The sequence below is a fragment of the Ruegeria sp. N7 genome (genome assembly GCF_056531345.1).
In genome coordinates this window covers 840,309-857,699 of the sequence record NZ_JBQFLR010000001.1, presented here as the reverse complement: position 1 = coordinate 857,699, position 17,391 = coordinate 840,309, and the positions used below count along the sequence as shown (strand labels likewise).

17 protein-coding genes and 1 riboswitch are annotated in these 17,391 nt (G+C 54.3%); of the genes, 15 read left to right on the top strand and 2 right to left on the bottom strand.

The window, feature by feature from the left end; all coding sequences use genetic code 11:
* Both cobW and ACR0ES_RS04265 read right to left on the bottom strand, forming a co-directional pair.
* Nucleotides 1-1,056 carry a cobalamin biosynthesis protein CobW gene (gene cobW, locus ACR0ES_RS04270; protein ID WP_480772910.1) on the bottom strand — a complete coding sequence of 352 codons (1,056 nt, stop codon included), beginning with the start codon at nt 1,054-1,056 and terminating at the stop codon, nt 1-3.
* A 4-nt stretch (nt 1,057-1,060) separates the two neighbouring features.
* Nucleotides 1,061-1,435 (bottom strand): DUF1636 family protein, encoded by a 375-nt coding sequence (locus ACR0ES_RS04265; protein ID WP_480484221.1) that lies wholly within the window; start codon nt 1,433-1,435, stop codon nt 1,061-1,063.
* A 94-nt stretch (nt 1,436-1,529) separates the two neighbouring features.
* A riboswitch (cobalamin riboswitch) is annotated at nt 1,530-1,734 on the bottom strand.
* 84 nt (nt 1,735-1,818) lie between these two features.
* On the opposite strand from ACR0ES_RS04265, the gene ACR0ES_RS04260 reads away from it, so the two are divergent.
* The 15 genes from ACR0ES_RS04260 to hsdR all read left to right on the top strand — a co-directional run bounded on the left by ACR0ES_RS04260 (nt 1,819) and on the right by hsdR (nt 17,307).
* Entirely contained in the window at nt 1,819-2,832 is a 1,014-nt protein-coding gene (locus tag ACR0ES_RS04260; RefSeq protein WP_480869626.1) for an NAD(P)-dependent oxidoreductase, read from the top strand.
* Between the two features lie 475 nt (nt 2,833-3,307).
* Nucleotides 3,308-4,939, top strand: coding sequence for an AAA family ATPase (locus tag ACR0ES_RS04255; RefSeq protein ID WP_480869624.1), 1,632 nt, complete (start codon nt 3,308-3,310; stop codon nt 4,937-4,939).
* 668 nt (nt 4,940-5,607) lie between these two features.
* Entirely contained in the window at nt 5,608-5,805 is a 198-nt protein-coding gene (locus tag ACR0ES_RS04250; protein WP_480869621.1) for a hypothetical protein, read from the top strand.
* A 205-nt stretch (nt 5,806-6,010) separates the two neighbouring features.
* Nucleotides 6,011-6,295: a BRO-N domain-containing protein gene (locus ACR0ES_RS04245; protein ID WP_480869618.1), complete on the top strand. Its 285-nt coding sequence runs from the start codon at nt 6,011-6,013 to the stop codon at nt 6,293-6,295.
* A 1,055-nt stretch (nt 6,296-7,350) separates the two neighbouring features.
* Nucleotides 7,351-7,839, top strand: coding sequence for a hypothetical protein (locus tag ACR0ES_RS04240; RefSeq protein WP_480869616.1), 489 nt, complete (start codon nt 7,351-7,353; stop codon nt 7,837-7,839).
* Between the two features lie 11 nt (nt 7,840-7,850).
* Nucleotides 7,851-8,525, top strand: coding sequence for a hypothetical protein (locus ACR0ES_RS04235; RefSeq protein ID WP_480869613.1), 675 nt, complete (start codon nt 7,851-7,853; stop codon nt 8,523-8,525).
* Between the two features lie 27 nt (nt 8,526-8,552).
* Nucleotides 8,553-9,317: a hypothetical protein gene (locus tag ACR0ES_RS04230; protein ID WP_480869612.1), complete on the top strand. Its 765-nt coding sequence runs from the start codon at nt 8,553-8,555 to the stop codon at nt 9,315-9,317.
* Between the two features lie 223 nt (nt 9,318-9,540).
* The gene (locus ACR0ES_RS04225) at nt 9,541-10,056 is read left to right on the top strand and encodes a peptidoglycan recognition protein family protein (RefSeq protein WP_480869609.1); all 516 of its coding nucleotides are present in this window, start codon (nt 9,541-9,543) and stop codon (nt 10,054-10,056) included.
* Nucleotides 10,057-10,091: 35 nt separating this feature from the next.
* The gene (locus ACR0ES_RS04220) at nt 10,092-10,517 is read left to right on the top strand and encodes a hypothetical protein (RefSeq protein WP_480869607.1); all 426 of its coding nucleotides are present in this window, start codon (nt 10,092-10,094) and stop codon (nt 10,515-10,517) included.
* A gap of 159 nt (nt 10,518-10,676) precedes the next feature.
* Nucleotides 10,677-11,090, top strand: a complete 414-nt coding sequence (locus ACR0ES_RS04215; protein WP_480869604.1) for a hypothetical protein — start codon at nt 10,677-10,679, stop codon at nt 11,088-11,090.
* A 24-nt stretch (nt 11,091-11,114) separates the two neighbouring features.
* Nucleotides 11,115-11,396, top strand: coding sequence for a hypothetical protein (locus ACR0ES_RS04210; RefSeq protein ID WP_480869602.1), 282 nt, complete (start codon nt 11,115-11,117; stop codon nt 11,394-11,396).
* Between the two features lie 181 nt (nt 11,397-11,577).
* On the top strand, nt 11,578-13,026 hold the full coding sequence (locus ACR0ES_RS04205) for a class I SAM-dependent DNA methyltransferase (protein ID WP_480869601.1): 1,449 nt from the start codon (nt 11,578-11,580) through the stop codon (nt 13,024-13,026).
* Nucleotides 13,023-14,246, top strand: a complete 1,224-nt coding sequence (locus ACR0ES_RS04200; protein ID WP_480869599.1) for a restriction endonuclease subunit S — start codon at nt 13,023-13,025, stop codon at nt 14,244-14,246. The genes ACR0ES_RS04205 and ACR0ES_RS04200 overlap by 4 nt, the downstream gene beginning before the upstream one ends.
* Nucleotides 14,243-14,983 (top strand): 8-oxoguanine DNA glycosylase OGG fold protein, encoded by a 741-nt coding sequence (locus ACR0ES_RS04195; protein ID WP_480869596.1) that lies wholly within the window; start codon nt 14,243-14,245, stop codon nt 14,981-14,983. The genes ACR0ES_RS04200 and ACR0ES_RS04195 overlap by 4 nt, the downstream gene beginning before the upstream one ends.
* Nucleotides 14,980-17,307 carry an EcoAI/FtnUII family type I restriction enzme subunit R gene (gene hsdR / locus ACR0ES_RS04190; protein ID WP_480869594.1) on the top strand — a complete coding sequence of 776 codons (2,328 nt, stop codon included), beginning with the start codon at nt 14,980-14,982 and terminating at the stop codon, nt 17,305-17,307. The genes ACR0ES_RS04195 and hsdR overlap by 4 nt, the downstream gene beginning before the upstream one ends.
* Nucleotides 17,308-17,391: the final 84 nt, after the last annotated feature.

The following is a 17,391-nucleotide window of genomic DNA, read 5'->3' as shown; positions in this document are numbered from 1 at the left end:
TTACTCGGCAACCTCGGTCACACCCACGAGGATATCACGGATTTCGGCTTCTTTGATGTCGTCATGCTCGGCAATCACGACCAGGCGCGAGCGGCGCTCTTCACCGGGCTCCCACGGGCGGTCGTATTGGTGACGAACCCGCGCGCCGACAGCCTGAACCAGCAGGCGCATCGGTTTGCCAGCGACGGCGGCATAGCCTTTGACGCGCAGGATATTCAGCTCAGTCGCAAGACGTTCGATTCTGGCTACCAGTTCCGCAGGGTCGGTCTGTTCCGGCAACTCGACGATGATGCTCTCGAAATCGTCATGCTCATGATCGTGATGGCCATCGTGATGTGACGGGCGCGCGTCCATGTCATCTTCGGCGGCAGCCTCAAGGCCAAGCACGACACGTACGTCGACGACACCCTCTGCAACCTCGACGACGGGAAGCGGGCGCGGCGCCTCGGTGGCGATGATCTGTTTGGCTTTCGCGACACCTTCGGGACCTGCCAGATCGGGCTTGGTCAGCAGGATGATATCCGCGCACGAGATTTGATCTTCGAACACCTCGGACAAGGGTGTTTCGTGATCGATCGAGTCATCAGCCAGCCGTTGGGCATCCACCGCTTCAACGTTCGGAGCAAAGCGACCGGCGGCCACAGCCTCGGCATCGGCCAGCGCAATCACGCCATCAACGGTGATTTTCGAACGGATATCAGGCCAATCAAATGCTTTCAGCAGCGGTTTGGGTAGTGCAAGGCCGGATGTTTCGATCAGGATGTGATCCGGGCGCGGTTCCAGCGCCATCAGCGCCTCGATGGTCGGGATGAAGTCATCGGCCACGGTGCAGCAAATGCAGCCGTTTGCCAGTTCCATGATGTTTTCCGCAGGGCAATCCGGTATCGCGCAGGATTTCAGAATGTCGCCATCAACACCCACATCGCCAAACTCGTTAACAACAATCGCAAGACGCTTTCCCTGCGGGTTCTGCATCAGATGGCGCACCAGCGTGGTTTTGCCCGAGCCCAGAAAGCCGGTGATCACGGTGACGGGAAGTTTTTCTAGGTTCGACATGATCTCAGCCTCCAATCGGGGGAATGCGCGAGGCGCAGTTTTTGCGGAAATGTTCAGGACGGTCGCGCCACTTCACCAGACCATCGTCTGTGGCCAGATACTTGGTCACACCATCGATGATGACATCGACGTGATCGACTTCGTTCAGGTTCTCGTAAACAAAGGTCCAGCGATCCGGCCCGCCCCGAAGAACGATGGAACAGCCCTGATCGCAGTTCGAAAGGCATTCGACAGGTTTCAGAATGATGCCATCTGGCAGGGCAGCCTGTTCCAAGGCCTTGTGCAACAATGTGCCGGGACGCTCAGCATCATCCTCGAAGGGCAGACCCCGGCGGCAAGTCGTGCAGACCAGTAATTCTACCGGTGCGGTCTCGGTCATGTCTCTCATCCCCCCAAATCCTCTTCGCGGGGGACGGGGTTTCATGCGGGCACCACGTCTGCACATGGACCCGACACCGGAACACCCCGCCCGGTTTCAACTTCGGGTGTTGGCAGGTCTCCCGGCTTGCGGATGCCAGAGCGGTCGCTCTGTCGGATGTCCCGCCTTCCCGGCACAGGCCAGTGGCATTGGGCATCCTCTCCGGTCACGGTCGCGGGGGCGGCTGCGTTTGGCGGATGAACCGTTGACGCATTCCCTTTTCATCGGCTGTCGCCGACACCAACGACAGGGACATGCGGCACCGCTGACCCGCTTGTCAAGCGGTTCGCGCGCAACAAATAAGCCAAGGTGAAAAAAGCGACCTGTAGGCGTCGTTCGGCGGCATGAAGAACGTGTTCGGTATATGGTCGCATGACGGGAAAACGACGAACTTGGAGATGCGTCATATGAAAGTGGGATTTATCGGTCTGGGTAACGTAGGCGGCAAGCTTTCGGGATCCCTTTTGCGCAACGGCATTGATCTGACTGTGCATGACCTGAACGCGGATCTGGTGGCCGAGTTTGTCGCCAAAGGCGCAAAGGCGGCAGAAGGGCCCGCCCAGTTGATGCGCGATTGCGATGCGGTGATCACCTGTCTGCCGTCTCCGGCAGCATCGGACGCAGTCATGCAGGAGATGTTGCCCGAAGTGGGCCCCGGCAAGATCTGGATGGAGATGTCGACCACGGACGAGGCCGAAGTCAAACACCTGGGTGCCGAAGTCATATCGCGCGGCGGTGCGGCCGTCGATTGCCCGGTTTCTGGCGGGTGCCACCGTGCCGCGACGGGCAATATCTCGATCTTTGCGGGCTGCGACCGGGAAACGTTTGAACGAATTCTGCCGTTCCTGACGACAATGGGCCGCCGGGTTTTGCACACCGGTGAACTGGGCTCGGCGTCGGTGCTGAAAGTGATGACCAACTATCTTGCCACCGCCAACCTGATCACCTGCGCCGAAGCACTGGTTACGGCAAAGGCTGCGGGGATGGATCTGAACACGACCTATGAGGCGATCAAAATCTCGTCCGGCACGTCCTTCGTGCACGAAACCGAAAGTCAGGTCATCCTGAACGGGTCGCGCGATATTTCCTTCACCATGGATCTGGTGAAGAAGGATATCGGTCTGTTTCAGGAGGTCGCCGACCGCGCCGGGGTGCCGCTGGAAATAAACCCGGTGATGATCAGCATCTTTAACGATGGTATCGCGCGCTATGGCGAACGCGAGCTTTCACCAAATATTATCAAACGGCTGGAAGAGGCAACCGGCCTGGATATCACCGCCCCGGGCTTTCCAGCCGAAATGACGGATGATGAGCCGGAAGAGCCGGGATACGAGGTTGTGCCACAAGGGCGCGCCTGAACGTAAAGCATATACCAGACAAAATCGCGCCCCGTGAACGAGCAGGGGTAGGCAGGAGTTCCGAAAAACACGCAATATCTGGCCCGCAATTCGACAGAATCGCGGGCCATGAACGTCTGAAAATACCAAGCGTCGCACGCGCGTACTGCGGGGTTAAGTCAGCGATTAGGATGTGGTTGGAGGCGAGTACCGGATTATAAGATGAAAGTAAAAACTTAATAAAAATAATAAGTTAAGTTATTGATATCCTCCTGATTATCCGCCTTGTATCCTCCCTTTTGTATTTTGTTAACGAGTGTTCAGTTTTGTAAAGCTGACTTCCTCGATCCATCCTAGATGCAGTGGGTCTTCTACATTCTAATCATCACACCATATCTTAGAGCTTTCTCTTGTGCGTAAACACCATCGATAGCAGGATTGGATTTAGGTAATTGTTTTCAACAAGATTTGAGGCGGCAAAGGGTGGCAAATAATAATGAGACACGACTGGAAAATACCATCTCTCGTAGATCAACTCGCGGAAACCAATATCCCACTTTTTGAGGGGCAGGTTGTATTTGTAGTGGGCGCAAACGGGTCAGGGAAGTCTGCACTAATTACGCAGTTGTATCAGACAGCGGGTGCGCCGTCCGTAGTTAAGATAGCAGCCCACCGACAGTCTTGGTTGAACTCAAGTTCTGTTGACGTAACCCCAAAAGCCAGAATGGAGCTTCAAAGCACTATCAACGCTCGAGACAAGCAAGACGAAGCACGTTGGAAAGATGATTACGCCTCTCATAGAACGCAGATTGCCTTGTTTGATCTGGCTAACGCTCAAAACTCTGTAGGTCGAGATGTTCTGGAACTCTTAAAAAGCGACCAATTTGAATCCGCAAAAATCTATGCCAAAAGGCCATCTCCTTTGGAGGCATTGAACGATATTTTGTCGTTCAGTTCTTTGTCAGTTCAGCTTTCCATAAATGACGTTGGTGACGTTTTAGCGAGTCACGGCGGTGGGCCGACTTTCAACATTCCGCTCTTATCGGATGGCGAGAGAAACGCGGTAATGATCGCCGCGCAGGTTTTAACTGCAAGGCCCGGAACACTGTTCCTCATTGATGAACCAGAACGGCACCTGCATCGGGCAATAACGGAACCGATGTTGTCCGCGCTTTTTGAGAAGAGAAAAGACTGCTGTTTCGTTATTGCGACACATGAGCCAGAACTCCCTAGTTGTAATCCCGATGCGAAGGTCGTGATCGTGCGAAGTTGTAGTTGGACGGGAGCGCGAGCAAATGGCTGGGACATCGACGTACTTATGCCGGGTGTCGAAGTGCCCAGTGAAATCAGAAGGGCTATACTTGGTGCCCGTCGCAGGTTGTTGTTTATTGAAGGCAACGCCGGTGGAAGTTTGGATTTCCCTCTTGTTTCGGCGTTGTATCCCGAGGTTTCGGTCGTTCCACGTGGAAGTTGCCGTGAGGTGGAGCGTTCTGTTGCGGGGCTTGAAGGGACCACTGGACTACACTGGCTTAGCCCTATTGGATTGATCGATAGGGATGATAGAACGGATGATGAAGTGTCCGCGCTCGAGTCAAAGAAAGTTTTTGCGCTCGAACGAAGTTCGATTGAATCCGTATTCTATTCTTCATGTTCAGTAAATGAGATGGCTTTGGTTCAAGCTGAGGTCTTTGGTAGTGATGCAAAGAAGATGTCAGAGGACGCACAACGCGCTGCTCTAGCCGTTCTTGATACCGATACAAAAGAAGACCTAGCCGCACGACGCGCTGAACGTTCAGCAAGAAACCGTTTTCTTAGAAAACTTCCAGATTGGCGTCAGATCAAGCAGACGGAAGGCGCAAGAATCGTCGTATCGGAAGAGACAACGTTCAAAACAGAACTGGACAAACTTACTGATGCGCAAAACCGAAATGACTTGGATTTCATCGTCAGTAGATATGCTATCAAACACACAAGAATACCAAAGACGATTGCCGAGGCGATGCGGTTCAAAAGTGCATGGTACTTTGAAGAGGCCGTAGTGAATCGGACGAAGAGAAATATGGATTTCCAACTGGCGCTTCGTGGTCTGTTGGGAAACTTGGAGAGCCATCTGTCTAGCCTAAAGTAGAACCAGTTAAAAAGGCGGAAAAGTAACAAGAGTGAGTGGGGCGGTGACTTGCGTATGACACGTTCGGATTTTGAGCCAAAAATCTGAGCGGGTTAATATTACGTGATCCTTTCCCCGGCCCCCCCCTACCCCCTCAGTGAACCCCCAGTAAATTCATCAGTCACCACCCAGGGTACGCCCTTCGACCGGGCAGGGGATGAGCGCCTCGCAGATAACCCAGAGGTCACCGACGGCACAACATCTTGTGCTTCGGGAGGCGTAAGTCATGTCCGATCATCTAAGTAGTTGATATTGCTCAGTCTCAATGAGTCAATAATGGCGATTATGTTAAGTGTCATGATGTCCATGACCTAGCGGGATCACGCGGGGTTTGACCTTGAGTTGCATGCGCGGGGCATGAGCATACTCTTGGCCACCACTTAGACAAGCGCGTCGGTTAGGTGGCTCAGTTCGTCGTGTGTTTGGCTTGTTCTTGTCCTTTCCAGCGTGGTGGTCTGGATGTTCAAACTAAGGGCGGTATAGCCTTATTCCTCACCACAGATACTTGCGATATCGTAGGGGTTAACATATTGTAATCCTTACACAAATGCCGCGCAATTGTTATTGACATCGATGATTCCGCGCCTCTATTCAGGTCCCATAAGACACGGAATAGAGGGAATTACCAAATGACACTGACACACTTCGCGAACACCCAAGATGCAATTGCGTTCGCCATCGATGAGAAGATCGCCGATCTGCGAGAAGAACACGCGGTAGCAATGGGATCACTTGCTGATCAATACACCGACGACGAGTTCTACGCGTTGGAGAACAAGATCGACGACCTGCTCACCGTCGCGAGAAGCATGGGCTTGCCACAGTAGGGTCAATTACAGCTGACTTCTGAATTAACCCCAAAACGTCTCGGCTGGTGTCCATCTGGCCGAGGCTCTTAAACCCCTAAAACAGCGTTTTGTAGGTCACCCTACCTGACCTCTGTTTTTAGCCTCTTATTTCCCAATAAAATCAAAGGCTCACAGGAGCCAAGATGGAAGGTCGAGGACCTGCGAGGTCAACACCATCCGCGTCGTGGAGATCGACGGGAACCCGTGGTTCGTCGCCAAGGACGTGTTGGACGTTCTCGCCATCAAGAATGTTACCAACGCGACGTCTAACTTAGGTCAGACGGAAGTTAGGCTACTGAGACTGAACGGTGGTACACGCGGACGCCCCAACAAGCTGATCTCTGAGAGCGGCCTCTACAAGATCATCATGCGCTCCGACAAACCCGAGGCCCGTGCGTTCCAAAACTGGGTCACTCAGGTTGTCCTACCGTCGATCCGCAAGGACGGAGGATCACCCCATGACCGATGAGGGAACTCGGGTGCCAGAAACCCAATGAAACAAGGGGATTTGAATTAGTGCACCCTTATGAGACAGAGAAGAAACGAAAAGTTATACCTCAAGGTATCACCCAGAGTTCCCCCATAGGTTCACCCTCGGTAACTCCTCTGTGTTGATGATCGATGATGATCATTACCGGTCGATGACACCCTCGGTACACCTCGTTGTAAATCAATGGGTTGGAATTACTGCACGCTTATGAGTAACAGATACAATGAGATTTACCTCTAGTTACACGATCAGCTTCCTCTCGAGGCTTCACGGTTCCCCATCAGTGTACGTTGGGTGAATGTCCATCACCGACAACCATCAATCCTAATCCTTATGCCGCTTCGACCTTGGTCCTTGGTCGATGTTGGTTCAGGTCTCACACGCATCCCTGTCGTTACTGACGGGTCGATGTAGTGAGACCTTTTACCGTTTCATCTCGCCCGTGATGCACTGTCAGCTTGTGCATCTGGGCGGGTTGATGGGGGCGTCTCTTTATTCCTTGGTGGGACGCCCCCTAAGTATCCCCAAAGCACAACCCAGCGTAACCGTTCAGCGAGGCCGTCATGATTACCAGCCTCTACGGCGTCTGTGCCTCCGCTACATGCACTAATCCGCTTCCTGCCTATGAGATCACCCAACGGCTACCCCAGCGGTGGGGCTTGTGTTCCCGCTGTCAGTCGGTCGTCAGGAGCCGAGGGGTTCCACTTGGGGGCTTCATACCTGGTCACGCTATCAACACAGTTGCCCGGTCGGTCTTGAGGAAGACCAAGCCGACAAAATCAGAGGTTGTCGAGGCCGTCAGGTTAATCCGAGGTGGGCGGCATCGTGTCGGTGATTGGTCAGATCGACCCACATACAGGATGGCCGTACTGAGATACGGCAGAGCAAGGGAGCGGTTGCCGCATCTCCTCATCGGCAGACGACACGAGCCTAACGCTTCAGCCATTGTCAGGGCCTTCGTCCATTACGTTCTTGCCCGAGAGTTCCTCGATACGGGACACCGCTATAACGTCTTCCTTGCAGGAGGGACTTACATGGGCCGTCAGGGGCTTTGCGTCCCTCCCGGTCGCAAGGATGAGGTGCTGACCGGCGATGTCCAATACTCGAAGTACCGCCTGAGTTACGCTGACTTTGCCGTTGTCGGCACAGCCACGCTCAAGGCTGCTGAGAAGCTCGGTCTACGTCGATCTGACCGTGACCTAACAGCATTCATTGTTGTCACCTATGGACGTCTCCTCGCGTCTGGTGAGGTATTCCCACCGGTCTCGGTACCAATCCGGTCGATGCGTACCGACTTCCTCGGTGACTCGATATTCGACCACAAGTTACCGCGTTCACCCCACGTACCCCCGAGATACCACAAGGCACTTCGCAGGTCCTCTGGTCTGATCTCCGGGGTCTATCCCGAAGGCATCGACCCAGCCGCCACGACTTCGGGGTCAGATCGGACACCCCGACCGTCGCCCCCGCCCAAACCACACGCACCTCCGATGCCGTCTGCGGACTGGCTGTTTGACATGTAAGGACCACGACGATGCCCGTTGCCAAGTCGAAGAAGTCACCCCGGCAGATGTACCTCAAGACCTGCAACGCATGTGGTGAAGAACACGCAACCCACAAACCGAAAGCGTCGAGGTGCGAGACGTGCATCGCTGAGAACCGCAGGATTACCTACAAGACCTGCATCTCCTGCGGCGTGAAGTTCCCGGCACCGTTCGGTGATGAATACAATTGCTCGTCTTGTGCGGAAGCTCATGGGATTGGGCAGGCCGAACTCACCTCTGAACAACGCGAGATCATCAAGGCTGAGGAGACACTCGCTCGATGGAAGAACAAGGTGCTGCTCCTCGAGGCAGAACTCGACAAACGCAGCAACGCGAAACCCAAAGGTACAAAACTCATGAACGAAAAGACGAAGGCATCGGCTGTTGGTGTCGCATGGCTCGAGCTGTGCGCAAGGGACGGACAGGTCTCTGCGCTTTCGCAGATACATGAAAGGGACTTGGACGATGACACGAAGCTGCGTCTCGTCCTCGCGTATTCCCGCATTCGACTGAGGGGATACTCGGTCGAGGCAATCTCGAAGCTCTGCCCGGTACACCTGATGAGTCTGGACGAAGGCAAGGCAATCGACGGCCTGCCATTCGTAGAAACCCAAAACCCACCAACGCCGCAACAATTGGCCGAGATCGAACTTGGCTTGGCGTAATCCCTCAACTGAAAAGGACCAAGGAAAATGACAGTAGAAAGAGTCACGTTCGGAAGTGACGGACCCATTGAACAATCGATGCCATCCTCGAAAGGGTATGCCTCGAGTTCAGACTACTCGAATGGCGGCGTCACCGTGCGCACTGGCGGTTTCAACCGCGAGGTACACTCGACGACTGACCTCAACGACAACGATTTGATGACCGTCGATGGCATGGAGTTGACCGTCGCACAAGCCCGACAACTCGGTCTGTTGAACACAGCCTTTGACGAACAGTTGTCTTTCGGTGCTGCTCAACGGGCCGCACAGGAACACGGTGCAGCGCAGGAAAAGGCGTCTGAGCAAACCCAAGGTAGCAACACCGGTGTCGCTGAGTTTGACGGCGTGATCGATGGTCTTAACGCTTCACTTGATGACGGTGTCATGGAGTTGGGTGAGGCCCAAGAGTATGAAGTGGCATTCGGCCAATTGGCAATGTCCGGTATGACCATAGACCAAGCTGCCGAAACCATGCGCGGTCTTGCTGATGGTTCGGTCTCAGAACTGGACGTGTCCGGCGACACCCGCGCGATGTTCGAGAATGTACAAAGCACAATCACCAAGGCCGCAACGCAGAGTGCAATGCAGGAACTCGGGCAGGATGGTTTTGACTTCCTGACACAGGCGTCAGCCACAAATCCAGGAGTTGACCGCGTGGTGCGCCAGTTCGCTGTGGATCGTGCCGCAGGTAAAGCCGATGGCATCACTTGGGCCGAGTTCGCTCAGCACATCCGTGAACAGCTTGGTCACTAACCTTCGGTATCAGTACGAATGACCAATCTATCAGACATGGTTTGGGACACAGATATCGATCTGGTCCTGAACCGTATCCAACCCCGTGCCTGCGCTGACCCCGATTACTTTAACGAGACAGTCGATCTGATCGAAGACGGTTTTTCACCAACAGGGACCGGGCGGTTGACGCTCAGTGAACTCGAAGCATGGGCAGAACGTGTGAAGAAAGGAACCAAGGCCGATGCTCAAGATCAAGAGAGCCGATACATACCTGAGAACAACAATGTTCGCCACGTTGCCCCGCGAGAAAACCACGGGTCTGATGGTTCGTTACACCCATCACCCAGCCGATCCACGAATAGACGCGGCGATAATCGACGCTGAACACGCCAAGACCGGTCGTTTCGGGATCGGCTATCACTACTTGGTGCTTGTCGATGGAACGGTAGAGGTTTGCCGCCACCCGCTGTCGGTCGGTGCCATCGGTCGAGAGAACTTCACGAGAAGCCATATTCAAGTCGGCGTGGTTGGTGGACGGGATCGTGAGACAGGCAAGTTCTCCGAGACTTTGACATCTACCCAACGCGCCGCCCTCGAGGAACTTTACCAGAGGCTCGCGGATACTCTTGGTGTTCCACTCGAGATCGACGAGAGCCTAGAGAAGTACACCCTCGCACAGAACGAGAAAGACGAAGCCGCAGAAGCCGAACTCGAAGAACTCCTAGACCGTGCTGAGGCGATGATGACAGGCGCTTAAAGACGCCCAAGAACAACAATAAGAAAGCTGACCCCATGAAAAACCAAACCGAAATACCCGAGGAAACCCGCAGCTGCCGCCACTGTGCAGGACCAATTCCATCTCACAAGCAACGCAGCGCGATCTACTGTCATGGAAACTGCGCTCGCAAGTATTACTACCGCAAGTACACCTCGCAGAAACGCGCCGAGATCAACAAGCGGTCGAACCAAAGGCGGTACGTCAAAGACCTGCTGCCCCGCATTCAGTTGCTCAAGCGGGTCGCCTCAGAGTTACACGCAGGTAGCGACATGGGTTATGCCATCGCTGCGCTTGTTCACCGGCAGACGATAACCGATTGGCGGTGGTCGCTTGCCATCGGCTATGCCCAATCTCAAGAGGCACTCGTTCACCTTGCAGGTGGCCCTGAGTATCTCGAGGAGATCATCGAGGACGAACTCGAAGCGGTCGCTTTGCACTGACACGTCTGAGTATCCAAACAACCACCCTCGACCCCCGAAAACACCTCCCGTGATCCATTGATTTCATTAGCTTTTCCAAGGCTAAAATCGACCCTCCGCAGGGGTCGGTAGGCAAGTGCTGTTTTAGGGGATCTGAGGGCATTCCAAAGGACCCCCCAAATGGCCAACGCCATCACAATCGGTGACGCCAAACGTCACTACCAGAAACATACCCCGCTGCACGGTAGAACCCGCCAGCACACGGCAGACCTCGACGCGATCTCAAAGTCATCCACCCCGATGACCAAGGCAGACAGTCTGATCGCCAAACGCCGCGATGAGGTTATCGACCGGAAGATCGACGAGATGCTCACGCGGCTTCAAGGCCAACGTACCCGGCATCGCTACGACCAGTCCGCAGTGATCGCCCTCGAGCATCTGACCGAGGAACCTCTCGACCCCCACACACAGCTGCCGATCTGGCGGGACATGTTGCGCCGGTCGAAAGGCACGACCCTGCCCAAGGCTGAGTTCTATCGGGATGCCCGGTCGATCTTCATGCAGCACTCAATGTTCAACCCAACGGCTCAGTGAAGCCGCAACTTCAAAGGACTCAACATGACATCAGATACCAACCCCACACCGGGACCAGTGACCGACGAAAGCGAAAGCTGGACGCGCACTCTGTCCATCCTTGCGGCCCTCGATCAGGTTGCCCGAGAGATACGTGAAGAAGCCCGTCAGATCGAGGTGGCTTACCCCAACCGGATGAGTAAACCGGGGTACATCGAACGGGTCGAAATCGTCTCTGTCCTATCCAAAACATACGACTTCATGAACGCAGACATTCGCGCGATTGCACGGACTTGTGGCTTGACGATGCCCGAGGGGTTGAAGTGATGAAAGCGCCAAGCCTCAAACACTGTGCGCTTGAACGAATTTGGGGCAGGGCGAACCTTCTATCAAACCTCATCAATACCCAACACCTCAGTAGTTGTCGGCAATGCTTTTCTGAGCTGAACACTGTTGATCTTTGCACCCTCAGGTGAAACTCTGCCGACAACAAAATGAGCAGGAAGACATGTACGAGAACGCGTTCAACAAGATCGAGCGGGACCTCCGCGCCGAAGATGGCATCGCCAACGAGCTGGACTATGTAGAGCAGACATCTTGGGTCCTATTCCTGAAGTATCTGCATGACCTCGAAAGCGAGCGACGCGACAGAGCCGAACTTGATGGCGAAGACTACTCGCCCATTATCGAAGGCGACTACCGTTGGGACAATTGGGCGGCACCCAAGGTCAACGGTGAGTTCGATCACAAAACAGCACGTATCGGCGATGACCTGATCAAGTTCGTGGATCAGGAGCTGTTCCCGTATCTCGCGGCCTTCCGTCAGTCTGCCACCGGTCCGCAAACGATCCAGTACAAGATCGGTGAGGTGTTCACCGAGCTGCGCAACAAGTTTCGCTCCGGGTACATCCTTCGAGACGTGCTGGAGGCAGTAGACGGCTTGTCATTCAACACCCAAGCCCAACGCCACGAACTCTCAGAGCTGTATGAAACCCGCATCCGTCGCATGGGTAATGCAGGTCGCAATGGGGGCGAATACTACACCCCTCGTCCGCTTATTCGGGCAATGATCAAGGTAACTGACCCCAAGATAGGTGAAACGATCTACGACGGCGCAGTAGGCTCCGCTGGCTTCCTCTGTGAAGCCTACGACTACATGCGCACTGACAAACTGTCGGCGTCCGACTTCGAGACGCTGCAGACCCACACCTTCTACGGGCAGGAGAAGAAGGGTCTCGCCTACGTCATCGGTATCATGAATATGGTCCTTCATGGGATCGAGGCACCCAACCTGATCCACTCCAACACGCTCAATGAAAACGTGATGGATATCCAAGAGAAGGACCGCCACGACATCATCCTCGCCAATCCTCCTTTCGGGGGCGGAGAGCGGCGAGAGGTGCAGCAGAACTTTCCGATCAGAACTGGAGAGACAGCCTATCTCTTTCTCCAGCACTTCATTCGCAAGCTGCGAGCTGGTGGCAGAGCGGCGGTCGTTATCAAGAACACCTTCCTCAGCAACACCGACAACGCCTCGATAGCCTTACGCAAGGAGCTGCTGGAAGCGGCTGAGTTGCATACTATCCTCGACTGTCCGCAAGGGACCTTTCAGGGTGCTGGTGTGAAGACGGTGGTGTTGTTCTTCGAGAAGGGCGCACCCACAAGAGACATCTGGTTCTATCAGCTCGATCCCGGTCGCAGCTTGGGTAAGACCAATCCACTCAACGATGACGATCTGGCTGAGTTTGTGGAGCTGCAGAAGACAAGACCCAACGGGCCACAGAGCTGGATCGTGAAACGAGCCGATCTTGATGAAGAAACTTACGATCTATCAGTGAAGAACCCCAATGCACCTGAGGAGGCTCCCTTGCGGTCTCCTGAGGAAATCATTGCGGACATGCTGGCGCGAGATGCTGAGACAGCCAAGATCCTCGAAGACATCCGGGGGATGCTGTGAAGGACTTCATCAAAGTAGGCTGGGAAGCGAAACCACTTGGAGATGTGTGTAAATTCACTGGCGGCGGCACTCCTTCAAAGCAAAACACAAGTTTTTGGGGCGGTGACATTCCGTGGGTTTCGCCAAAGGACATGAAGTCTGACGTAGTGTCGGACAGTATTGACTATATAACCGATATTGCCGTCGAAAAGTCAGCCGCAAAAAGAATACCTGAGGGCGCTATCTTGATCGTAGTGCGATCAGGCATCTTGGCCCGAACAATTCCTATCGCAATCGCGGGTCGAGAACTAACGGTCAATCAAGACCTCAAGGCAATCATTCCCGACAAGCGACTAGATTGCCGTTTCCTCGCCTATTATTTCCAAGCCGTCGAACCTCTACTTTTGGATCGAGTAACAAGGGGGGCAACAGTCCACAAACTGGATATGCCCGTTATCAAGTCTCTCTCCATCCCCATCCCACCCCTCGAAGAACAACGAAAAATCGTTGCGGTACTGGACGAAGCCTTCGAGGGTTTGGCTCGCGCCAAGGAGAACGCTGAGGCGAACCTGCAGAGTGCGCGGGAGTTGTTTGAAAACTCCGTAGAAGCTGAACTTGAAGCCGTAGGACAATCAAAAGAAACCAGCCTTGGCGAACATATAGACTTGCTGGCTGGTTTTGCCTTTAAGAGCAAGGGCTATACCGAAGACCGCGACGCAATGCGGTTAATGCGGGGCGACAACATCGTTCCTGGAGCAGTTCGGTGGGAAGGCGCTAAGTATTGGCCTCTCGACGATTGCGAGGCATATGAAAAATTCCAGCTAGCGGCCGACGACGTATTGATCGCAATGGACCGCACCTGGATCAAAGCGGGCATTAAATTTGCGGTGCTTTCGGATGATGACGTCCCAAGCCTTTTGGTGCAACGTGTAGCAAGGATTCGTTGTTTGGCATCTCTTGATAAAAACTTTTTGGCGCTGCTGATCGGTAGCAAGTCTTTTGAGCGTTATGTGCTTTCTATCCAGACTGGCACAGGTGTCCCTCACATCAGCCCGACGCAAATTAGGGATTTTAGTTTCTCACTGCCGTGCATTGAGGCGCAGGCCAAGACTGTCGAGCGTTTGTCGATTGTAAAGGAAGGCTTTGACGAGCTTTCGGAAGCCTACTCCAACAAACTCCAAGGCCTCGAAGACCTCCGCCAGTCACTCCTGCAGAAAGCCTTCGCGGGTGAACTGACATGATCGAAGCGATGGCTCCGCATTTTGAAGCGTTTCAAAATAGCTTTTCAGTAGAACTCCGCCCTGACGATCCCGGGGGTAAGCCATGGGACAAGTTCTGCATTGGGCTGCGGGGAGTGAACAACGCGAGCCTCGCGCCCGCAATACCGCCGAAAATAGGCCGAGACGAGGTCTTTCGTATAGCAGGTAACCCTGACGTGGGAACTGCTGACGTAGCTGCCGCAGCCTTAGCTTGGGGCGGTATGAACATGGCCTATCACAAAGCCTTTTTCGAGGCCGCATCAAACGGGTGGCTCAGTGTTGCAGAGGCTATTCGGGCTGGCGAAGTGAATAGAGCAGATGCCTATGAGGCTTTTCGAATTCTCCGTGGACAAGGGAAGATGCCCGGAGTTGGACCGGCCTACTATACAAAGCTCATCTACTTTTTGGGCCGTGCAAAGGCGTCTGCCGATAACCCCCAAGGGTACATTGTTGATCAATGGACAGGCTGTTCGATGAACCTGCTACTCAAAGCACCTGTCATACATCTGAACGTTTCCATGTTTCCTGATAGGACTGGGACCTCCCCGCGTTATGACTTCAGGGTATCGGATGCCAACTCTGCCCAGATGTACGAGCAATTCTGTTGCGCCTTCGAAGAGTTGGTTTCATTGACTGGACACAGCATCGACGAAGTGGATCATGCATTGCAACGACAGGGATCATGGCGAGAGCATGTGAGGCAACACAGGAAACCATGAGCATCCACGACGAGACAGAAGCGGAAACCCGCACCAACCGTATTCTCCCGGCGCTTCAAGCCGCTGGATGGGGAGTTGTCGAAGGGTCTCGCATTCGGGAAGAGTTGATTTGCCCGGGACGCATACAGTCAGGCGGTACGCGTGGAAGAGGTCTCTCAGCTGATTATGTTCTGATGTACAAGGGCCAGAAGCTGGCGGCGCTTGAGGCCAAGCGAGCAGGCAAAAGCCACCGTGACGGCGTCGGTCAGGCAAAGGATTACTCATCACGGCTCGGGTCTCGCTTCGCCTATGCTTCGAACGGTTTGAAGTGGTACGAGATCGATATGCTCTCTGGAGCAGAAGGCGACATGGCGTTGCCGTTTCCCACACCCGATGAACTCTGGGATCGTACGTTCGCCGTTCAGAATGACTGGCGCGAACGCTTCGGTGCTGTAGACTTCGAGACAGACGGCGGCAAGTGGGAGCTGCGCTATTACCAGCACAACGCTATTGCAGCCGCCTTGGAAGCTCTAGCAAATGGCGACAAGCGGATATTGCTGACGCTTGCAACCGGAACAGGAAAGACGTCCATAGCCTTCCAGATCGCTTGGAAACTATTTCAGTCAAAGTGGAACCTGTCAGGTGAGCCGGTCAGGCGACCGCGTATCCTCTTCCTAGCTGACAGGAATATCCTCGCCGATCAGGCTTACAACGCATTCTCGGCGTTCCCGAACGATGCGGTTACTCGCATAGACCCCGACACGATCCGCAAGAACGGTGGCAAGCCTCCGAAGAACGCGAGCCTGTTCTTCACGATCTTCCAAACCTTCATGACGGGTGAAGGTGATCCGGTCTATATGGATTATCCCTCGGATTTCTTCGACTTCATTGTGATCGATGAGTGCCACCGAGGTGGTGCGAACGACCAGAGCGAATGGCGTCATTTGCTGGAGTATTTTGAACCTGCAGCACAGCTTGGCCTGACGGCTACCCCCAAGCGCAAGCACAATGCCGATACCTACGCTTACTTCGGCGAACCGGCTTACACCTACGCACTGCGGGACGGTATCGAGGACGGCTTCCTGACGCCTTTCAAGGTGCGTCAGATGGCAAGCACCATTGATGAGTATGTTTATGACGGCTCCGATGAAGTGATTGTCGGCGACATCGAGGCCGGTGAAGCGTTCACCGAGAGCGATTTCAATACCCGTATCGTGATTGAAGAGCGCGAGCTGAGCCGTGTGCAGGAATTCATGAGCCAGATCGACCAGCGACAAAAGACGTTGGTGTTCTGTGCTACACAGGATCACGCAGCTCTCGTACGTGACCTCATCAATCAAGTTAAGGACAGCACGAACCCAAATTACTGTCACCGCGTGACTGCCGACGACGGCGCAGTTGGTGAACAACACCTTCGCGACTTCCAAGACAACGAAAAGACGATCCCAACGGTTCTGACCACTTCGCAGAAACTCTCGACGGGCGTCGATGCGAGGAACATCCGCCATATCGTTCTGATGCGCCCAATTCGTTCAATGATCGAGTTTAAGCAGATCATCGGTCGGGGGACACGGACCTTTGAAGGCAAAGACTTCTTCACGATCTGGGACTTCGTGAAAGCGCATGAGAACTTCAACGATCCTGAATGGGATGGGGAACCGCTTGAGCCTGAAGCGCCCCGAGGTCCTCGTGTTCCACCGAGCGAACCCCCGATAGATGAAGGCGAACCACCAGAAAACGGTGAAGATGCGGATGACCTCCCCCGAGAGAAGATCCAAGTCGCGCTCTCGGATGGGACAGTTCGCAATATCAAATACATCGCGGCCACCACCTACTGGAGTCCCGAGGGCAAACCGATCTCTGCGGCGGAGTTCCTGAAGAGGCTTTTTGGTGATCTTTCTGGAATTGTTGCGGATGAAGACCAACTGCGGACGGTGTGGAGCGACCCTGACAACCGCGAACACTTTCGCGGACAACTGTCTGACCGAGGATATGATAAGGACAGGCTCGATGACATTCGGCGGTTAGTCGATGCTCCGGAGAGCGATCTGTTTGATGTACTGAGTTACATCCTTTTCACAAACGCCCCCAAGACGAGACACGATAGGGCTGACCGCGTTAGAGAAGGGTCGATGGATGTCTTTGAGGCGGAGACTAAAGACTTGCTGCTCGGCATCCTCAAGGCCTACGAAACAGATGGTGAGAGTGAATTGGCAACTAAGAAGTTGGGCCAATTTCTAGTGGCGCGATATGGCAGTATTGGCGAGGGCAAAGAGAAACTCGGAGGCCTTGCCGCCGTATCAGACGCATACCGAAGGCTGCAGCTGAGTCTCTACAACGATTAGCCAAAGTCTACTCTGCGGGAAATTTACCGGCTTGGCAGTAGTGTAAAATCCTGATCATCACCGGGTGGCAGATGGAACCGGGGG

What these genes read in the sequence shown, in the direction of transcription:
- hsdR (WP_480869594.1), top strand. Translation starts at nt 14,980, where the DNA reads ATGAGCATCCACGACGAGACAGAAGCGGAAACCCGCACCAACCGTATT.
- ACR0ES_RS04250 (WP_480869621.1), top strand. Translation starts at nt 5,608, where the DNA reads ATGACACTGACACACTTCGCGAACACCCAAGATGCAATTGCGTTCGCC.
- ACR0ES_RS04205 (WP_480869601.1), top strand. Translation starts at nt 11,578, where the DNA reads ATGTACGAGAACGCGTTCAACAAGATCGAGCGGGACCTCCGCGCCGAA.
- ACR0ES_RS04240 (WP_480869616.1), top strand. Translation starts at nt 7,351, where the DNA reads ATGGGCCGTCAGGGGCTTTGCGTCCCTCCCGGTCGCAAGGATGAGGTG.
- ACR0ES_RS04255 (WP_480869624.1), top strand. Translation starts at nt 3,308, where the DNA reads ATGAGACACGACTGGAAAATACCATCTCTCGTAGATCAACTCGCGGAA.
- ACR0ES_RS04265 (WP_480484221.1), bottom strand. Translation starts at nt 1,435, where the DNA reads ATGACCGAGACCGCACCGGTAGAATTACTGGTCTGCACGACTTGCCGC.
- ACR0ES_RS04260 (WP_480869626.1), top strand. Translation starts at nt 1,819, where the DNA reads ATGAAGAACGTGTTCGGTATATGGTCGCATGACGGGAAAACGACGAAC.
- ACR0ES_RS04230 (WP_480869612.1), top strand. Translation starts at nt 8,553, where the DNA reads ATGACAGTAGAAAGAGTCACGTTCGGAAGTGACGGACCCATTGAACAA.
- ACR0ES_RS04215 (WP_480869604.1), top strand. Translation starts at nt 10,677, where the DNA reads ATGGCCAACGCCATCACAATCGGTGACGCCAAACGTCACTACCAGAAA.
- ACR0ES_RS04210 (WP_480869602.1), top strand. Translation starts at nt 11,115, where the DNA reads ATGACATCAGATACCAACCCCACACCGGGACCAGTGACCGACGAAAGC.
- ACR0ES_RS04235 (WP_480869613.1), top strand. Translation starts at nt 7,851, where the DNA reads ATGCCCGTTGCCAAGTCGAAGAAGTCACCCCGGCAGATGTACCTCAAG.
- ACR0ES_RS04220 (WP_480869607.1), top strand. Translation starts at nt 10,092, where the DNA reads ATGAAAAACCAAACCGAAATACCCGAGGAAACCCGCAGCTGCCGCCAC.
- ACR0ES_RS04225 (WP_480869609.1), top strand. Translation starts at nt 9,541, where the DNA reads ATGCTCAAGATCAAGAGAGCCGATACATACCTGAGAACAACAATGTTC.
- cobW (WP_480772910.1), bottom strand. Translation starts at nt 1,056, where the DNA reads ATGTCGAACCTAGAAAAACTTCCCGTCACCGTGATCACCGGCTTTCTG.
- ACR0ES_RS04195 (WP_480869596.1), top strand. Translation starts at nt 14,243, where the DNA reads ATGATCGAAGCGATGGCTCCGCATTTTGAAGCGTTTCAAAATAGCTTT.